The organism is Nocardia sp. NPDC055321 (assembly GCF_053645575.1).
In genome coordinates, this window is the sequence record NZ_JBSHMS010000014.1 from 218,607 (window position 1) to 237,277 (window position 18,671).

The following is an 18,671-nucleotide window of genomic DNA, read 5'->3' on the forward strand; positions in this document are numbered from 1 at the left end:
CTACGTCGATGTATGAAACACGGCTTCTCGGTGCGCTGTTCGCACAGCGCGCCGGGGAATACTGCAAAGGAGCAGGCCGACCATGAAGGCAGCGATCTCCCGTCCGCAATTCGACGCGCCCGCCCGGAGCATCCGCGAGGTGGACTACGGGTTCTTCGGCCCGGATTCACCGACCTGGAAGGTCTGGACCGCGCCCACCGCGCTGATCGGCTTCCAGCGCTCGGTGGTCCTCGAGCACTTCGACCCGGACCTGACCGCCGCGGTGGCCGACGTGGGCGGCATCTACAGCGATCCGCGCGGACGGCTGGACCACACCTTCGCCTACTTCCTCATCGCGGCCGTCGGCGACAGCCGCATGGCGGTGGAGGCGTCCGATCACCTCATGCGGGTGCACGCCAAGGCCACCGGCATCGAGCCGATCAGCGGAAAGCGCTACAGCGCGAACGATCCCGAGTCGCAGCTGTGGATCCACGTCACCGGCTGGCACTCGGTGCTCAAGTGCTACGAGATGTACGGCCCGGGCCCGCTCAGCGAGGACGAGGAGCGGCGGTACTGGGCCGAATGCGTCGTCGCGGCCGAGCTGCAGACCTGCAAACCGGCCGACGTGCCGACCTCGCGCGCCGAGGTGCGGGAGTACTTCGCCCGCGTGCGGCCCCGGCTGTCCTGCTCCGAGCGGGCCTGGGAGGGCATGCACTACCTGCTGTTCACCCCGCGCGACAAGGGCTTCAAGCTGTGGTCGGGCAGCCGGCTGGTCGCGCCCGCGGCCATCGCCACGCTGCCCGAGTGGATGCGCCGGACCGGCGGCTTCGATCAGCCCGGCGTGGTCGACAAGGCCTATCCGCCCGCGGTGCGCACGGCAATGCGGGCGCTGGCGAACGACAAACTCGAACTCAAGGTCGCCAAGAATTTCATCGGGCCGATGACCGGCAGGTTGCTCGGCCAGCATCTGACCGCCGGGGTGCCCGTGGATCCGGTGACCATCACCCCCGCCGAGGCCAAACGGCGCTACGGGCGGGCCGCGCGGCCGACCGCCTGAACCACCGTGGCGGGTAACCGGGAATCGTCGGGCCGATCGGCTATCGAGGCTGATCGGGTCGGCTCCCGGTTAACCGCCGTTCGTTCGCCAGGAGATTGCCACCCGGTCTGACCTGGGGTACGTCTACCTACGGTTGCGTAGCAGAACGAACGTACGGCAGCCTTCTTTTCGACAACTCGAACTTCGGCTAGGAGGCCAGTCCGTGTCCCACTACAAGGCGAACTTGAGAGACATTGAGTTCAATCTGTTCGAGGTACTGGGAATCGGTGCGCTGCTGGATCAGGGCGCCTACGGCGATCTCGACAGCGAGACCGCCCGCGACATGCTCACCGAGGCGCTGCGCCTCGCCGAGGGACCGGTCGCCGAATCCTTCGTCGACGGTGACCGCAACCCCGTCGTCTTCGATCCGGCCACCTACGAGATCAGCGTGCCCGAACCGCTGCGCAAGACCGTCGCCGCGGTCAACGAGGCCGGCTACTCCGGACTCGGCATGTCCGAGGCCATGGGCGGCGTGCCCGCGCCCAACGCTCTCATCTGGGGCATCCAGGAAATGATCGTGGCCGCCAACAACTCGGCCTCCTTCTTCAACATGGGCCCGCTCATGCACAAGGTGATCTTCGAGGAGGGCACCGAGGAGCAGCAGCGCTGGGGCGCGTACGCGTGGGAGAACCGCTGGGGCGGCACCATGGTGCTCACCGAGCCCGACGCCGGCTCCGACGTCGGCATGGGCCGCACCAAGGCCGTCCAGCAGCCCGACGGCACCTGGCACATCGAGGGCGTCAAGCGCTTCATCTCCGGCGGCGACGTCGGCGAGACCGCCGAGAACATCCTGCATCTGGTGCTGGCCCGACCCGAGGGCGCCGGCCCCGGCACCAAGGGCCTGTCGCTGTTCATCGTGCCCAAGTTCCTGTTCGACACCGAGACCATGGCCCTGGGCGCCCGCAACGGCGCGCTCGTCACCGGCGTCGAGCACAAGATGGGCATCAAGTCCTCGCCCACCTGTGAGATCACCTTCGGCGGCAGCAAGGACCTACCCGCCGTCGGCTACCTGGTCGGCGACATCCACAACGGCATCGCCCAGATGTTCAAGGTCATCGAGAACGCGCGGATGATGGTGGGCACCAAGGCCACCGGTGCGCTGTCCACCGGCTACCTGAACGCGCTGGAGTACGCCAAGCAGCGCGTGCAGGGCGCGGACCTGACGCAGATGACCGACAAGGCCGCGCCGCGCGTGACCATCACCCACCACCCGGACGTGCGCCGCTCCCTGGCCACCCAGAAGGCGTACGCCGAGGGTCTGCGCGCGCTCTACATGTACTGCGCCTCCTACCAGAACGCCGATGTGGCACAGGCGAATTACGGCGTCGACGCCGAAACCGCCGAGCGGGTCAACGATCTGCTGCTGCCGCTGGTCAAGGGCTGCGGCTCCGACCGCGCCTACGAGATGCTGACCGAATCGCTGCAGACCCTGGGCGGCTCGGGCTACCTGCAGGATTACCCGATCGAGCAGTACATCCGCGACTGCAAGATCGACTCGCTGTACGAGGGCACCACCGCCATCCAGGCGCAGGACTTCTTCTTCCGCAAGATCATTCGCGATAAGGGTGTCGCGCTCGGGCACGTCTCGGGTCTGATCAACACCTTCGCCGAGAACGGCCCCGACGGCTTCAAGGTCGAGCGGGCGCTGCTGGCCACCGCCCTGGCCGACGTGCAGGCCATGGCGGCAACCCTGACCGGCTTCCTCATGGCCGCGCAGCAGAACCCGGAGGAGCTGTACAAGGTCGGCCTGGGTTCGGTCCGGTTCCTGTACGCCGTGGGCGATCTCGTCATCGGCTGGCGGCTGCTGGAGCAGGCCGCGATCGCCGCGGCCGCGCTCGAGGCGGGCGCCGCGGCCAAGGATCAGAACTTCTACACCGGCAAGGTCGCGGCGGCGTCCTGGTTCGCGAAGAACAAGCTGCCGCTGCTCACCAGCGTCCGCACGATCATCGAGAACGTCGACAACGACATCATGAAGCTCGACGAAAGCGCTTTCTGATCTCTCTGTGCGTCTCCCGGCCCCGCACCAACCGGTGCGGGGCCGGATTGCGTAAGGGGTAGGGGCTCGCCGATGCGTCGTGGCCTGCGGGGCCGGATTGTGCAGGGGGAAGCGGGATTCGGGGGTGAATCATCCGGGTTTCTCATCACCGGCAGCGTGTCTCGGCGGCGTGTCCGGGGGCTCGCCGGAATGACACGCAGAATCTGTTCATGACCTGGTGTGTTGGGCCCCGTCGAGGGGGTACAACTACCGCATGGTCTTTCCCGTGACATTCGGCTGGATTCAGATCCTGCTGCTGGTGCTCGTCGTCGCGGCGATCGCCCTCATCGGTACCGCGCTCGTCAAGGCTCGCCAGGTCGGCTTCCGGGTTCTGCTCGGGCGTGGCATGGGCGCGGTCTCGCTGCTTCTCGTTGCCGCGGTGATCCTTTGGATCACCACCCTGCTGCAGATGTTCCTCGGACTCACGGGGGAGGTGAAGGCCGCACGCATCGTGGTGACCCCGGTCGCCGGGCAGGAACACCTGCTCGACGTCGACCTGACCCTGTTCGGCGACAAGGAACACGACGAGCAGCGCCTGAAATACCAAGTCGAGGGCGACATGTGGGTGCTGCAGGCCAACATCGTCGAACTCGAGCCGTGGGTGAACGCGCTGGGCTTCAACGCCGGCTACAAGGTCACCCGGCTCTACGGGCAGCGCCTGGACGGCGTGGCCACCAAGCAGAACCACATCTTCCTCAACGGCGGCGACCGCGACTTCTTCGAGGACATGAAGGACGAGACCTGGTACACCAAGCCGTTCGTCAAGTCCGCCAACGGCAATGCGGTGATCGCGGTCCACGGCACCTACGACGTGTTCATATCCCGGGACGCGATCAAGGCGCGTCCGGCCTGAATCCGGTGAAAGAACCACCGCCCCCGCACCGATGGTGCGGGGGCGGTGTCAGTTGTGGGGGAGAGTGGGTGCGCGGCGGGTTTCAGTCGGCGAGTTCGGCGATCACCGGGGCGTGATCGCTGGCGCCCTTGCCCTTTCGCTCCTCGCGGTCCACGTTCGCGTCGGTGACCGCGGCCGCGAAGGCGGGGGAGCCGAGGATGAAGTCGATGCGCATACCTTCTTTACGGGGGAAGCGCAGCTGGGTGTAATCCCAGTAGGTATAGATCCCGGGGCCCGGGTGCAGCGGGCGCATCACATCGCTGTAGCCGGTCTCGACCATCGCCGCGAACGCCGCCCGCTCGGGGGCCGAGGTGTGGGTCTTGCCCTCGAAGAACTCCGGCGACCACACGTCGTCGTCGGTCGGCGCGATGTTCCAGTCACCCACCAGCGCGATCCGCGCGTCCGGATCCTCGGCCAGCCAGCGCGCGCCCGAGGCACGCAGCGCGGCAAGCCATTCCAGCTTGTACTCGTAGTGCGGATCCGCCAGCGCGCGCCCGTTGGGGACGTACAGGCTCCACACCCGCACCCCGCCGCAGGTCGCGCCGAGCGCGCGGGCCTCCACGACCGGGGTGCTCAGCAGCGATTCACCCGCGTCCTTGTCGAATCCGGGCTGATCCGGGAAATTGATCTCCACGTCGGAGAGCCCGATCCGCGAGGCGATCGCCACCCCGTTCCACTGGCTGTGCCCCACGTGCGCGACCTCGTACCCGGCGGCCTCGAACGCCTCGAACGGGAACTGCTCGTCCTTGCACTTGGTCTCCTGCATGGCGAGCACGTCGATGTCGTTGCGATCGAGCCAGGACAGCACCCGATCCTGCCGGGAGCGAATCGAATTCACGTTCCAGGTCGCGAGCCGCACAGCAAAGCCTTTCGATACGTGGGTCTTTCAACGGGACGCCGGGTCGTACCGGGGGAGTACCCCGGCGGGAGAGCGCGGATCAGGGCGCGGCGTACCGGTAGCGATGGTGATCCAGGAACCCCATCTCGCGATACAGCGCCAGCCCGGCCGTGTTCTCCGCCGCCACCTGAACATAGGCGTGGGTCGCCCCGCGCGCATGACCCCAGCGGATCAGCTCGGCGCACACCAGCGAGCCGAGCCCGTGCCTGCGATGCCCGTCCGCGACCGCCACGCAGCTCAGCCCCACCCAGCGCCGCCCGTCCGGGGCGGTGGTGACAGCGGCCCGGCCGATGGCCAGCGGCGTCGGCAGACCCAGGGTGGCGAAACCCAATTCGCCGTCCCGCACCGCGGTCAGCACCTCCACCACCGGCGGCCTGCCGATGCCGGCGTCCCCGCCCCGGTGCCGGTGCACCGAGAGCCAGCCGCCGTCGGGTTCGGCCGCGATACGCACCATGGGCACGCCCGGCGGCAGCACGAAGGTCTCGATGTCCAGAGCCAGCACCACGGTCTCGCCCCAGCTGCGCCAGTCCAGCGGCACCGGGGCCAGCCGATCCGGCAGCACCAGCTGCAACGGCAGGCCGTGCGCGGTGTACCACTCGCCGATGCGGTGCAGCGTCTCCGCCGAAGCCAGCGCCGGATTGCCGGAACTACCCAGCGGCACAGCGGAATTGGCGCGAGCGGTGTAGCCCTGGCCGCCGCGCAGTAGCCAGCCGTCGATCCAGGCGCGCTGCGACCCGGGCCAGCCGTCGGCCGCCGCGGCCTCCAGCGCCCGGATCTCACCGGTGCGAATGGGCCTGGGGCCCAGCTCTTTCCAGGCCACGACCCGATCGCGGGCGACCGAGACCACCTGCCCGTCGGCGGTGCGCACGGTCAGCGGATCGGTCGCGGTCAGCTCGCCGATCACATCGGTGAGCGGCTGGGGATAGCCCTCGGGCAGCCGATAGCGCACCACCACCCGGCGTCCGAGTGGTGGCAGCGTCGCGTCCGCGGGGTCGTCCCCGGCGGGCGGAGGGGAATCAGTCGTCATGCCCGAAGGGATCCGGCACCGTGCCGGGCACCCAGCTCTCACCCGGCTTGCCCCAGCCCGCGCGCTTGATCACTTTCTTGGCGGCGCGGGCATGACGGCCGATGAGCACGTCGATGTAGAGGAACCCGTCCAGGTGGCCGACCTCGTGCTGCAGCATGCGGGCGAAGAAGTCCGTGCCCTCGATCTCGACCGGCTCGCCGCGCTCGTCGGTGCCGGTCACCTTGGCCCAGGTGGCCCGGCCGGTGGGGAACTGCTTGCCCGGGACCGAGAGACAGCCCTCCTCGTCGTCGTCCGGATCCGGCATGGTCTCGGGGATCTCGGAGGTCTCGAGCACCGGATTCACCACGACGCCGCGGCGGCGCACCATGGCGCCGTCCGGGCCCGCGTCGGGGCAGTCGTAGACGAACAGTCGCAGCGGCACGCCGACCTGATTCGCGGCCAGGCCGACACCGTGCGCGGCATCGAGGGTGTCGAACATGTCCGCGATCAGCTCGGCCAGTTCCTCGGGGGTCTGCGTGACCTTCTCGGTCGGGTTGTGCAGAACCGGGTCGCCGACGATGACGATCGGGAGAATAGCCATGTCACACACACTACTGGGTGGTTGCCGCGCCGCGTCCGGGACCTGTTGTCGGTGGCTCGAGGCATGCTTTCCGGCAAAGCAGACGGATCGATTCCGGGAGCGACACGCCGGGGTTGAATCACAGAAACACGCCGAACGGTACGCGCTGGGAACCTCCGGCCGCGTGGTTGAATGGGCGGCGACGTACAAGCACCATATTCGTCTGGTGACCACTCGGCGAGGGAGCACTATGGACAGCGCAGCGGCACGGGACATTTCCGCTAGCGGGGAAGACCCTTCCGTCAGCGCGGACATCGCGGCCAGCGGTATCGCCCCCGAAGCGGATGGCGCGCACGGCCTCTCACGACGCGAACTCGACATCCTGGACTTCGAGCGCAAATGGTGGAAGTACGCGGGGGCCAAAGAGGAAGCGATCCGCGAACTCTTCGACCTCTCGCCCACCCGCTACTACCAGGTCCTGAACGCGGTCGTCGACAAGCCCGAGGCCATCGCCGCGGACCCCATGCTGGTGAAGCGGCTGCGGCGGTTGCGCGCGAGTCGCCAGAAGACCAGGGCAGCACGCCGTCTCGGATTCCAGGTGTGAACCGGGATTCGGATTTCACCGGCGCCGGCGCCGGCCGTACCGCTACGGTCACTCCCGATGCAGGCTTGCCCGATACCGGCGATGAGCGCCCCCAACGATTAGGCTCGACATCGTGAGCAATCCGAATACGCCGGCCGGCGGTCCGCCGCTGCGGGCTCTGGCCATGGTGCTGATCGCGCTGGCCATCGTGTTCGCCGGACTGGGTGCGATGTCGTTGTCGAGTTCGGACTCCGAGACCACCGACGCCGCACCCGAGACCACCACGGTCGTGCCGAGTGCCACTGTGGCGCCTAATCTTTCGTCCGCCGTGCCGCCGGTCACCATCACGCCGCCGGTGTCGGCGACGACCCCGCCGGCCACCACGGAGCCCACCGCGCCGGTCACCACGCCGCCGGTGACGACGACCCCGCCCGCGGGCGGCGCGGTCGACAAGTCCATCCCCGTACGGGTTTACAACAACAGCATGGTCGCCGGGCTGGCCGCCAAGACCGCGAACCAGCTCACCGCGGGCGGCTGGAACGTCGCCGAGACCGGCAACTACGGCGCCGGGACGATCCCCAATACCACGGTGTACTACGGGACTTCGCCCGCCGAGAAGGCCGCCGCGATGGCCATCGCCGGTGAGATCGGCGCCACCGCCGAGCCACGCATTCCGGGTCTGTCGGGCTCCCCGACCGGAATCATCGTCATCGTCACGGGTAATTGAGCAGGTCTCGCGGGAGCGGGCCCACACGCACGGCGACGGAGTGAACACCCGGCCAGCCCCTGCGCGGGCAGAGGTCACGCCTCTGGCATCATCTTGACCGAGTGGCAATCATGTTCACCCAGCTTTCCGTAAACTCGGACTCGTAAAGGAGTTCCCCCGATGGCCTCGTCCACAACTCGTCGCCCGTCCTGGCGGACTGTGACCCCCGTGCTCGCGGTCGCGGCGTTCGCTCTCACAGGTTGCACCGCCAACCAGGAATCGAGTGACGTCAAAGGGACGACCCCGCCGGTCTTCACCAGTTCCCCCGCGCCCGCGGGCGGACACGGCGGGCACGGCAGCGGCGGCGGTGGCGAGCAGGGCGCGCCGGCCACCGAATCGGTCAGCTCCACGCTGAAGGACTCGAACGGCCAGTCGGTCGGCACCGTCACCATCGGCAAGGTCGCCGGCCACCTGGAGATCACCATCGAAGCCCAGGGCCTCAAGCCCGGCTTCCACGGCGTGCACTTCCACCAGTTCGGCAAGTGTGAGCCGAACTCGGTCGCGCCCACCGGCGGTCCCGCGGGCGACTTCCTCTCCGCCGGCGGTCACCTGCAGGTCGGTGACCAGAACGCCAAGCCCGCCAGCGGCGATCTCACCTCTCTCTCGGTGCGTTCGGACGGCACGGCGAAGCTGACCACCACCACCGACTCCGTCACGCTGGACGAGCTCAAGGGCAAGGCCCTGATCATCCACGCGAGCGCGGACAACTTCGGCAATATTCCGAGCCGCTACACGCAGCCCGGCGGTGCCAACGGACCCGACGCCGAAACGCAGGCGACCGGTGACGCTGGTGCGCGGGCCGCCTGCGGCGTCATCGCATAACGCAAGGTGAGATATGGCCGGGGCAGGCAGTTCGAAGGTCCACTTCAATAGTTCGCCCCGGCCCACGCTCGGCGTGGAGTGGGAAGTCGCGCTCGTCGACAAGCAGACGCGCGACCTGTCCAACACCGCCGCAGCGGTTTTCGAGGCCTGCGGTGACCTGCGGGCCTGGGACGGCCATCCGCAGATCACCAAGGAGCTGCTGAAGAACACCGTCGAACTCGTCACCGGCAAGCACGACACCGTCGGCGAGATCGTCGACGAGCTGTCCGGCACCATGGACGTGGTGCGCCGGGCCGCCGACGAGCTCGGCGTCGACCTGTTCTGCGCGGGCACCCACCCCTTCGCGCAGTGGTCCACCCAACAGCTCACGCGCAGTGCGCATTACGACGAACTCATCGAGCGCACCCAGTGGTGGGGCAGGCAGATGCTGATCTGGGGCGTGCACGTGCACGTCGGGATCTCGCACCCGGAGAAGGTCTTCCCGATTCTCAACAGCCTGCTGCTGTCCTACCCGCACCTGCTCGCGCTCTCGGCCTCCTCGCCCATGTGGGCGGGGGTGGACACCGGCTACGCGAGCAACCGCGCGCTCATGTTCCAGCAGCTGCCCACCGCCGGACTGCCCTTCCAGTTCGAAAACTGGACCCAGTTCGAGTCTTTCGCGCACGACCAGATGAAAACCGGTGTGTTCGAACAGATCGGCGGCATGCACTGGGACATCCGCCCCGCGCCCAAATGGGGCACCATCGAGGTCCGGGTCTGTGACGGCACCCCCAGCCGCACCGAACTCTCGGCGCTGGTCGCGCTGATCCACTGCCTGGTCGTCGATCTGGACCGCCGCGTCGAAGCGGGCGAGACCATGCCGACCATCCCGCCGTGGCACGTGCAGGAGAACAAGTGGCGGGCCGCGCGCTACGGGCTCGACGCCATCATCATCACCGACGCCGCCAGCAACGAGCGCCTGGTCACCGACGACCTGATGGAACTGCTCAACCGTCTCGAGCCGACCGCCAAGAGCCTCGGCTGTGAGAATGAACTCGCCATGGTCGCGGACATTCCCAAGCGCGGCGCCTCCTACCAGCGTCAGCGCCGGGTGGCCGCCGCGGCCCAGGGTGACCTGGTCGCCGTCGTCGACTCGCTCGTCAAGGAACTGAATACCTGATAGCCACCGTCCACGCCGGCTCCGTTCACGACACGTTTACTATGGCTGGGTGTTGCTCGACGATCCGCGTCCCGAATCGGGCGGTGGGGCGGGCGGGGGCCGGATGTGGGTGCCGTCGAGGCGTGTCCGGATCGTCGTCGGCCTGGCCGCGATCCTGTTGCTGCTCATCGCACTTCAGGTCGTCGCGAGCCGCAACGATTTCGTCGGGCCACTGCAGAGCCTGCTCTACGACTACGTGGGTACACCCCGATCGGTGACCGTGCCCTGGGCCGGACTCGGCCTGGCCATGATCGGACTGTCGTGGCGGCGGCGCGGCATCGCGCTCGGCGCGGCCCTGGGCATAGATCTGGCCTATCAGGCCGTGCGCACCCTCACCGGCGGTCCGCTGGCCCTGGGCAACGGCCCCGTGATCGTGCTCACCGCCATCGTGGCGCTGGCGCTGTGGCGCTGGCGGGGAACCGAACGCACCAACGCGCTGCACGCCGCGGCACTGGGCATCCTGCTCACCCTCTCGAGCAAGGTCGCCGAGGTCTGGCTGTACTTCACCATGATCGCCGGACCCGCCGTGCTGGACGAGCACGTCGTCCTCGTCGACCGCGCGCTCGGCGACCCGTCCTGGGTGGTCGGGCAATTCGTGGACTGGGCCGGGCCGGTGCTCTACGCGGTGCTGCACTGGGTCTACATCGAACTGCCGGTCGCCGCGATGATCGTCACCATCTGGCAGCTGCGCCGAGTGCAGAAGACCGGCGTGTGGCCCTCGCACTACCTGGTGCGCACCTTCCTCGTCATCGGACTCGTCGGGCCGATCGTGTACGTCATCTTCCCGGTGGTCGGCCCGATGTTCGTGTACGGCGTCGACGGCAAGGCCTTCTCGCTCGGCGACTACTGGCCGAATGTGGTGCCGCCCATCGACTTCACGCCCGGCGCGCTGCCCTTCGACTCCATCACCCCGCGCAACTGCATGCCCTCGCTGCACACCGCCTGGGCGCTGTCGATCTTCATCCACTCGCGCCGCGACGCCGACGGTTCGCGCGCGCCCACCTGGCTGCGCTGGGGCGGCACCTTCTGGCTGCTGGCGACCCTCGGCGCGACCCTCGGCTTCGGCTACCACTACGGCGCCGACCTGGTCGCGGGCGCGGTACTGCTGATGGCGGTGGAATCGGCGCTGCGCGAACCCGAACGCGGCTGGGACCGGACCCGGATCCAGCTCGTCGGCGGCGGCGCGGCGCTGTTCGCCGCACTGCTGATCGCCTACCGCTACCTGTCCGTGCCGATCGCCGAGAATCCGATACCGGCCGGCATCGTCATCCTCGGGGTGTTCGCGGCCTACATCTGGGCGTTCCACCGCGCCTGGTTCGCCGAAACCCCCGCCCCCGCACCCGCGCAGGCGGTCGTGCGCGCCTGACCCGGGCCGGGATCAGTCCTCGGCCGGAACCTCGGGAGCGCCGGCCGCACCGGGCTTCTCGGTGAGCGGGCGGCCGCGGCGCAGCACCTGCAACCCGACCATGCAGCCGAGGGCGATCAGCACACCGGTCCACGCCGGCACCGAGGCATCCTGCGGGGTCACCGTGCACACCACGGCCTGACTCGAATCCTGCATCGCGTAGTGACCGCGCGCGGAGTAGTCGCGCAGGCCCAGCACCGCCGAGGGAATGAACAGCACCAGCGTGCCCAGCACCCGGCTCGGCACGAAACGCGGTGTCGCGGCGGTCAAGCCGTAGCCGACCAGCCACGCCAGCACCAGGGTGCCGCCGATGGTGAAGAACGCGCGATCGCTCTCGGCGGTGATCGCGGTGAACATGCCCAGCACCACGAGGATCAGCAGCAGCAGCGTGAGCGAACCCCGCCGGCTGCCGTACCACATCCCGAACACCGCGGCGGCCACCGCGGTCGGGATGGACCAGCCCGGCAGCTCCGCGGCCAGCGACGCCGAGCCCACCGCGCTCAATGCCACCGCCGCCAGCACGATTTCGCCGTCCCGGCCGGGCAGCAGCATCGCCGCGATGATCGCCGTCGTCAGGGTGGTGACCACCGCGAGCCCGACCGCCGCGAGGGAGTCACCGTGGCGCGACAGCCATTCCGCGCTCGCCACGGTGACCAGCACCAGCACCACCGCCGCCAGCACCGGCGCCAGCGGCAGCTCGATCGACGGCCGCTCCGCGGGTTCGCGATGGCGATTGACCAGCGTGCCGATCACCACCAGTACCAGCGCCACCTCGATCATCCACAGCGGCGGCATGTCCAATGATTCCCAGGCGCTGGGGAAATTCCGGCCCAGCACCTCGCCCGCGAACGGCATCGGATTCACCGAACCGAGCAGCACGCTGATCAGGACGCCCAGGGTCCAGCCGTAGGAGGGCAGCCGATGATGCAGCACCGCCGCGCCGAGCGCGCCCAGGACCAGACCACCCGCTAGCGAATCGATGAAGTTCATCGTGGACAGGGAGGCGGAGACGTCCCCGGACTCCCCGTAGAGATGATTCGCGGTCAGCACCACCAGCCCCGCGAGGGCGGTACCCCACGCGGTGACGATGCTGCCGAGCGTGGTGATCAGCACCGCGGCGATCATGCCGACCAGGACGCCCGCGCCGACCGCCCGCGGCAGGCTGTAGGCCATCAGATCCAGTTGCAGCGCCGAGGACTCCGACGTCCAGCCGAAGTCGATCGGCAGGGCCAGCGAAAGGCCGGCGACCGTGGTGGCGACCAGTACGGTGATCGTCTCGGTGGCTACCTGATACGGTCTCACCTGGGAGAAAATACCGTGACACGGCGTACCGATCGGTCCGACTCGCCCCAACTATTTAGTTTGCCAACCGGATTCTCCGGGCGCGCGAACTACCCCGACGCCGCGCGCTGCGCCGCGAATCGGCGCAGCGATTCCACCTGATCCGGGTCCAGCGACGGCCGCACCGCCGCGCGCGCCGCGGCCATGTCCGCGGCCGTCACGTCGCAGGCGTCCACATCGCGGCGCATCGCCGACAGCGCCGCCTCGCGCAACAGCGCCGCGCAATCGGCCGCCGAGTAGCCCTCCAGTTCCACCGCCAGCTTCTTGAGATCGACCCCCGCGGCCAGCGGCACGGATTTGGCCGCCGTGCGCAGGATCTCGGCCCGCGCCGCGGCGTCCGGCGGCGGCACGAACACCAGGCGTTCCAGCCGGCCCGGGCGGGTCAGCGCGGGATCGATGAGATCCGGGCGGTTCGTCGCGCCGACCACCACGACATCGCGCAGCGGCTCCACCCCGTCGAGTTCGGTCAGCAGCGCCGCCACCACCCGATCGGTGACCCCCGAATCACTGCTCTGCCCGCGCCGCGGCGCGAGCGCGTCCACCTCGTCCAGGAACACCAGCGACGGCGCGGAATCGCGTGCGCGCTGGAACAATTCCCGCACCGCGCGCTCGGAGGAGCCGACCCACTTGTCCATCAGCTCGGCGCCCTTGACCACGTGCACGCTCAACTGCCCGGTACTGGCCAGCGCCCGCACCAGGAAGGTCTTACCGCAGCCGGGCGGGCCGTACAGCAGGACACCGCGCGGCGGTTCGATACCGAGCCTGGCGAAGGAATCGGGGTGGCGCAGCGGCCACAGCACCGCCTCGGTGAGCGCCTGCTTGGTCTCGACCATGTCCCCGACATCGTCCAAACCCAGACTGCCGATGGCCAATTCCTCGGTCCCGGACCGCGACAGCGGACGGATCACCTCCAGCGCGCCGAGCAGATCCTCCTGCCGCAGTTTCGGCTCGGACTGCTCCCGGCTGGCCCGCGAGGCCGCCCGCAGCGCCGCCTCGCGCACCAGCGCGGCCAGATCCGAGGCCACGAAACCCGGTGTGCGCGCCGCGATCTCGGCCGGAACCAGACCCTCGGCCGGGACCGGGCGCAACAGCTGCTCCAGCAGCGCCGCGCGCACCGCCGCGTTCGGCAGCGGCAGCGACACCTCGCGGTCGCACAGATCCGGCGCCCGCAACCGGGCATCGACCCGGGCCGGATGCGCCGTGGTGGCCAGCAGCGCCACCGCGGGCGCGGCCACCGCGGCCCGCAACTGATCGAGAATCAGGGTGGCCACCGGTTCCGGCTCGGCGGGCAGCAGCGCGTCGATGTCGGTGATGAGCAGCACTCCGCCCGCGCCCGAACAGATCTCGCTCACCGCCATGCCGACCTCGCGCAGCCGGGTGCCGCTCTCGGTCGCCCCGACCGACGGGCCGTCCAGCTCCACCAGCCGCCGCGCGCCGGTCACCGCGCGCGCGAGCGTGGTCTTGCCGACCCCGGCCGGGCCGGTCACCAGCACGCCCAATTGCGAGGATGCGCCCAGTGTCCTGAGCAGTTCCGGCTCGTCCAGCGCCAGATTCAGCCATTCGGTCAGCTTGGCCGCCTGGGCCTGCACCCCCGCCAGATCCGCCACCGCGACCGCCGACACCGGCGCGGCCGAGGCGGGGCGCGGAGCCGCGGCGGGCCGGTCCAGTCGATCGGGGGCCTGGGACTGGTCGTCGCCCATGAGCGCGCGCGGGGAATCGGTGGCGGCCACCCCCGGCCCCCACACCACCGCGCTGTTGGGCTGCACGCTGACCGGGCCCGGCGCGGGATCGGTGGCCGTCACGGTGAGCAGCTCCGACGTCCATGCGTAGCCGAACAGCTTGGAAAGCGCTTGGGTGGCAGCGGAATTGCTCGTACCCGGACCGAGGTCGCGCGGGGCCAGCGAGACCGTGTCCCCGACCGTGACCACCTTGCCGAGCAGGGCCTGGCGCAACGTCGTCTCCGGAATGCTCGCGGTCGCCAGCGTCGAACCCGTCACCGAGATCTGCCGCGCGCCGTACACCGTGACCGGCGCGACCACCACCGTGGCGTCCTCGCGCACCCCGGCATTGGACAGCGTCACGTCATCGAGCAGCGCGGTGCCCGGCGCGGTCCCGGCCGGGGCGAGGGCCACCACCGCGGCCGTGCGCCGCGCCCCCACCAGCGAGATGCCGTCCCACTCCCGCAGGCCCAGCGCGGCCAGTGCCTCCGGATGCAGTCGGACCAGACCCCGCCGGGAATCGGTGGGGGCGGAATTGAGCCGGGCGGTCAACGCGAGTTCGGGCACGGCACCCATTGTGCTGGAAATGTGCGCGCCACCGCCGGGGGTCGGGCCGGGAAAGCCGAACGCCCACGGTCCGCGACCCTCGCGGGCCGGAAACCGTGGGCGGTCGAGCCGGTTTTCGGGTCAGAGCCGCGCGCTCGGGCGGCGCAGGCGCAGACGTGCCGAGGACATGCTCGCGATCGGGCGGCGGCGCTGCGCGCGGCGCTGGGCCCGGCGCTCGGCCGGCTTGTGATCCCAGGTCTCCGGACGCGCGGCCACCCAGCGGGCCGAACGGATGGCGAACGGAATGTGCCCGAGGTACAGCACGACCAGCGCCATCATCAGGATCAGCGGGTAGGTCACCAGCAGCGCGGCGGCCACGGCCACCAGCACCAGCAGCAGCGGCGCGGTGCGCGGCGCGACCGACACCGACTTGATGGCCAGCGTCGGCAGCGTGCTCACGCACAGCAGACCGGTCAGGATGACCCAGATCGCGACCACCGGGAAGCTGTCCCACCAGCCGTCGCCGAACTGCACCGACAGCGCGATCGGCAGCAGCGCGATGAGCGCGCCCGCGGGGGCGGGCACACCGACGAAATACTCACGCTGCCAATCGGGCCGGGAGTCGTCGTCCATGAGGGTGTTGAACCGGGCCAGGCGCAGCACCATGCAGACCGCGAACATCAGCGCCACGATCCAGCCGACACTGTCGGCCTCGAGGAACGCCACGTACAGCACCAGCGCCGGCGCGACGCCGAAGGCGATGGCATCGGACAGCGAATCCAGTTCCGCGCCCATCTTGGTAGTCGCGTCGAGCATGCGGGCGATGCGGCCGTCGAGCATGTCGAAGATCGCGGCCGCGCCGATCAGCGCCAGCGCGAACGCGAGGTTGTTCTCCATTGCGAACTTCACCGCGGACAGCCCCGAGCAGAGCCCCAGGATGGTGACCATGCTCGGCAGCAGGCGCACGGTGCGATTACGGCGGCGCTCCAGCGGTGCGGGCGCGAGTTGTTCCATCACGAAACCAGTTCGGCCAGCACCGTTTCCGCGCCGATGGTCCGCTGACCGGGCACCACCAGCAGCTTCGTGCCGGCCGGGAAATAGGTGTCGACGCGGGAACCGAACCGGATGAGACCGTAGGTGTCACCGATGGTGAGCTTGTCGCCGATCTTCGGCTCACAGATGATGCGCCGCGCGAGCAGGCCCGCGATCTGGATGACGGCCAGGCGCTGACCGCCCTCGGTCACCAGCACCAGGCTGTTGCGCTCGTTGGCATCGCTCGCCTCGGGCAGGTCCGCCGAGAGGAACTGGCCCTTCTTGTAGACGATGTTCTCCACGCTGCCCGCGATCGGCGCGCGCTGCACGTGCACGTCGAGCACGGACAGGAAGATGCTCACCCGGGGCAGCGGCTGATCGCCGAGGTTCAATTCCGCGGGGGGAACGGCGGTGTCGACGAGCGCGACCTCACCGTCGGCGGGCGCGACCACGACACCGGGCCGGTTCGGCGGGACGCGATGCGGATGCCGGAAGAACGTGGCGGTCGCGGCGGCGGCGAACAGACCCGTGCGGCGAACCCACTTACGCCGGAAACCCAGCACGGCTACCGCCAGCGGCGCCGCCACGAACGGCAGGCCGGCCGGGTGCAGCGGCGGGATGGCATGGCGTACCAGATCGGCGACGTGGCCGAGTCCGGTGGTTTCGGGAGTGCCGGGCGGGGTGGGACGGCGGGCCACAAGCTCCTCTTTCATGCGCGGGAAGGTGCGGAAAGCACCGCGCTCACACACTACGTGAAGCTGGCCCAGCGCTCGTGGTCTCCGTGAGAGACAGCGGGGTGACCGGGGCAGCAAGTAGTCCGAATTGTGATCGAACCCACACGCGTGAGAAGCTTTCCTGATTAATATGAGGGAGCCTCATGTCTGCGGTTTCACTTACGCGCCGGCTGTGTACGGCGTTCCGCACGGGTGGGGGCCCGATGAAGGTCATGATCGACCCGCAGTACATAGGAGAAGCACCATGGCTGCTCGAATTGCCTCGATCAGCGGGGTAGAGCACACCGCGATACTCGGCCTCGGCGTCTACCGTCCGGCTCGGGTGGTGACCAACGACGAGGTCGCCGGACCGATCGACTCCAGCGACGAATGGATCCGCACGCGCTCCGGCATCCGCACCCGCCGCTTCGCGTCCGACGACGAGACGATCATCAGCATGAGCAGCGCGGCCGCCCGCGATGCCATCGAAGCCGCCGAGATAGCGCCCGGGGAGATCGACGCCGTCATCGTCGCCACCTCCACCTGGCTGCTGCTCACCCCGGCCGCCGCACCGCAGATCGCCACCGAACTCGGACTCGAGGCAGCCGCGGCCTTCGACATCTCCGCGGGCTGCGCCGGCTTCTGCCACGCGCTGGCGGTGGCCTCGGACCTGGTCAAGGGCGGCACGGCGCGCAACGTGCTGGTCGTCGGCGTCGAACGACTGACCGACGCCGTCAACCCGGCCGATCGCAGCACCGCGTTCCTGTTCGCCGACGGCGCGGGCGCGGTCGTGGTCGGGGCCTCCGACGAACCGGGCATCGGCCCGACCGTCTGGGGTTCGGACGGCACCCAGCATCACGCCATCCGCCAGACCAAGGACTGGATGGAATTCTTCCGCGAGATCGACGAGCAGGGCCTCGGCGCCGTGCGCCCGTATCTCGCCATGGAGGGCACGGCCGTGTTCCGCTGGGCCGCACACTCTTTGGAGAAGGTGTGCCGCGACGCCATCGAGCGCGCGGGCCTGACGCCCGACGATCTCGACGCGATGGTCCCGCACCAGGCCAACGGCCGGATCATCGAGATCATGGCCCGGGTCCTGAAACTGCCCGAGCACTGCGCGCTGGCCAACGACATCGAGGAGACCGGCAACACCTCGGCCGCCTCCGTCCCGCTGGCCATGGAAGCGCTGCTGCGCAACGGCGACGCCAAACCCGGCGGCACCGCCCTGCTCATCGCCTTCGGCGCGGGCCTGTCCTACGCGGCGCAGGTCGTGACGATGCCGAACTGGAAGTAGCGCTTGCCTTTTCGCGGGCTCAGCCGAGGTCCCAGACGACGGTGACGGTGAACGTCACCGTCTCCTGGCCCGGTTCCAGACTGAATCCCGAAGCGGACGGCGCGGCATCGCGCATGACGGGGAAGTCGCCGCCGGAGCTGCCCTCGTTGATGGTCCGGACGTCGTTCAGCTTCGCCCCGGCCAGGTCGGCGTACTGCTCCGCGCGCGATTTGGCGTCGTCGAAGGCACGCGCCCGGGCGTCCGCGAGCAGCTTGGTGTTGTCCTCCAGGCCGAAGGCCACCGAGCTGATGCGGGTGTCGTTGCCACCGGCCTTGACCGCCGCGTCCAGGATCGCCGAGGCCTTGGGCAGGTCCCGCACCGCGATGTGCACGTTGTTGGTGGCCTTGTAGCCGGTGATCGTCCGGCCCTCGGGGCCGTAGGTGGGCTGCACCGACAGCTCGCTGGTCCGGATGTCCTCTTTCTTCGCCCCGGCGGCGACCATGGCCGCGCTCATGGCGGCGGCCTTGTCGTTCACCCCGTCCACGGCGCTGGAGACGTCGGCCGCGGTCACCTCGGCCCCGAGGTCGGCGTTGAGCACGTCGGGTACGCCCTGCACCTTGCCGTTCCCGACCACGGTGACCGTGCGATCACCGTCGGAACCCGAACTGCCGCAGCCGGTCAACACCAGCGCGAGACCGGTGGCCGCGCCGCAGATACCAAGAAGTCGTCGTCGCATACCGGCGAACCTAGGGCACCCGAGCCCGGCCGGACCGGAAAACACACGCGGC

Annotated in this window: 17 protein-coding genes; 9 read left to right on the forward strand and 8 right to left on the reverse strand. The window is 69.3% G+C overall.

The genetic code is table 11. The annotated features are described in order from the left end of the window. Window positions 1-82 precede the first annotated feature (82 nt). The 3 genes from ACWIGI_RS23445 (at window position 83) to ACWIGI_RS23455 (ending at window position 3,963) form a co-directional block, all read left to right on the forward strand. Entirely contained in the window at window positions 83-1,036 is a 954-nt protein-coding gene (locus ACWIGI_RS23445) for an oxygenase MpaB family protein (RefSeq protein ID WP_454204577.1), read from the forward strand. A gap of 202 nt (window positions 1,037-1,238) precedes the next feature. Further along, complete coding sequence (locus tag ACWIGI_RS23450) at window positions 1,239-3,071, forward strand: acyl-CoA dehydrogenase (RefSeq protein WP_454204578.1); 1,833 nt, start codon at window positions 1,239-1,241, stop codon at window positions 3,069-3,071. Window positions 3,072-3,324: 253 nt separating this feature from the next. Then, window positions 3,325-3,963: a hypothetical protein gene (locus ACWIGI_RS23455; RefSeq protein ID WP_454204579.1), complete on the forward strand. Its 639-nt coding sequence runs from the start codon at window positions 3,325-3,327 to the stop codon at window positions 3,961-3,963. Between the two features lie 82 nt (window positions 3,964-4,045). Here the strand turns inward: ACWIGI_RS23455 and ACWIGI_RS23460 are convergent, their stop codons facing one another. From ACWIGI_RS23460 to ACWIGI_RS23470, 3 genes are all read right to left on the reverse strand, one after another. Further along, window positions 4,046-4,861, reverse strand: coding sequence for an exodeoxyribonuclease III (locus ACWIGI_RS23460; protein ID WP_454204580.1), 816 nt, complete (start codon window positions 4,859-4,861; stop codon window positions 4,046-4,048). Window positions 4,862-4,940: 79 nt separating this feature from the next. Then, the gene (locus ACWIGI_RS23465; RefSeq protein WP_454204581.1) at window positions 4,941-5,927 is read right to left on the reverse strand and encodes an N-acetylglutamate synthase, CG3035 family; all 987 of its coding nucleotides are present in this window, start codon (window positions 5,925-5,927) and stop codon (window positions 4,941-4,943) included. Further along, window positions 5,917-6,507 carry a peptide deformylase gene (locus ACWIGI_RS23470; RefSeq protein WP_454204582.1) on the reverse strand — a complete coding sequence of 197 codons (591 nt, stop codon included), beginning with the start codon at window positions 6,505-6,507 and terminating at the stop codon, window positions 5,917-5,919. The genes ACWIGI_RS23465 and ACWIGI_RS23470 overlap by 11 nt, the downstream gene beginning before the upstream one ends. 229 nt (window positions 6,508-6,736) lie before the next feature. Here ACWIGI_RS23470 and ACWIGI_RS23475 point away from each other — a divergent pair, with 229 nt between their 5' ends. From ACWIGI_RS23475 to ACWIGI_RS23495, 5 genes are all read left to right on the forward strand, one after another. Further along, window positions 6,737-7,090, forward strand: a complete 354-nt coding sequence (locus ACWIGI_RS23475; protein ID WP_454204583.1) for a DUF3263 domain-containing protein — start codon at window positions 6,737-6,739, stop codon at window positions 7,088-7,090. Between the two features lie 112 nt (window positions 7,091-7,202). Further along, window positions 7,203-7,796, forward strand: coding sequence for a LytR C-terminal domain-containing protein (locus ACWIGI_RS23480; protein ID WP_454204584.1), 594 nt, complete (start codon window positions 7,203-7,205; stop codon window positions 7,794-7,796). A gap of 159 nt (window positions 7,797-7,955) precedes the next feature. Next, complete coding sequence (sodC, locus tag ACWIGI_RS23485) at window positions 7,956-8,657, forward strand: superoxide dismutase[Cu-Zn] (protein WP_454204585.1); 702 nt, start codon at window positions 7,956-7,958, stop codon at window positions 8,655-8,657. A gap of 13 nt (window positions 8,658-8,670) precedes the next feature. After that, window positions 8,671-9,816, forward strand: coding sequence for a glutamate--cysteine ligase (locus ACWIGI_RS23490; protein ID WP_454204586.1), 1,146 nt, complete (start codon window positions 8,671-8,673; stop codon window positions 9,814-9,816). Window positions 9,817-9,865: 49 nt separating this feature from the next. Next, window positions 9,866-11,221: a DUF5933 domain-containing protein gene (locus ACWIGI_RS23495; protein WP_454204587.1), complete on the forward strand. Its 1,356-nt coding sequence runs from the start codon at window positions 9,866-9,868 to the stop codon at window positions 11,219-11,221. A gap of 12 nt (window positions 11,222-11,233) precedes the next feature. Here ACWIGI_RS23495 and ACWIGI_RS23500 read toward each other — a convergent pair whose 3' ends face one another. The 4 genes from ACWIGI_RS23500 to ACWIGI_RS23515 all read right to left on the reverse strand — a co-directional run bounded on the left by ACWIGI_RS23500 (window position 11,234) and on the right by ACWIGI_RS23515 (window position 16,595). Continuing rightward, window positions 11,234-12,562: a hypothetical protein gene (locus tag ACWIGI_RS23500; protein WP_454204588.1), complete on the reverse strand. Its 1,329-nt coding sequence runs from the start codon at window positions 12,560-12,562 to the stop codon at window positions 11,234-11,236. Window positions 12,563-12,651: 89 nt separating this feature from the next. Further along, window positions 12,652-14,886 carry an AAA family ATPase gene (locus ACWIGI_RS23505; RefSeq protein ID WP_454204589.1) on the reverse strand — a complete coding sequence of 745 codons (2,235 nt, stop codon included), beginning with the start codon at window positions 14,884-14,886 and terminating at the stop codon, window positions 12,652-12,654. 120 nt (window positions 14,887-15,006) lie between these two features. Next, entirely contained in the window at window positions 15,007-15,879 is an 873-nt protein-coding gene (gene pssA / locus ACWIGI_RS23510; protein ID WP_454204590.1) for a CDP-diacylglycerol--serine O-phosphatidyltransferase, read from the reverse strand. Then, window positions 15,879-16,595: a phosphatidylserine decarboxylase gene (locus tag ACWIGI_RS23515; protein WP_454204616.1), complete on the reverse strand. Its 717-nt coding sequence runs from the start codon at window positions 16,593-16,595 to the stop codon at window positions 15,879-15,881. Before ACWIGI_RS23515 ends, pssA begins: the two co-directional genes overlap by 1 nt. Window positions 16,596-16,875: 280 nt before the next feature. Between ACWIGI_RS23515 and ACWIGI_RS23520 the strand changes: the two genes are divergently transcribed. Next, entirely contained in the window at window positions 16,876-17,904 is a 1,029-nt protein-coding gene (locus ACWIGI_RS23520) for a beta-ketoacyl-ACP synthase III (RefSeq protein WP_454204591.1), read from the forward strand. 19 nt (window positions 17,905-17,923) lie between these two features. Here ACWIGI_RS23520 and ACWIGI_RS23525 read toward each other — a convergent pair whose 3' ends face one another. Further along, window positions 17,924-18,619: an SIMPL domain-containing protein gene (locus ACWIGI_RS23525; RefSeq protein ID WP_454204592.1), complete on the reverse strand. Its 696-nt coding sequence runs from the start codon at window positions 18,617-18,619 to the stop codon at window positions 17,924-17,926. Window positions 18,620-18,671: the final 52 nt, after the last annotated feature.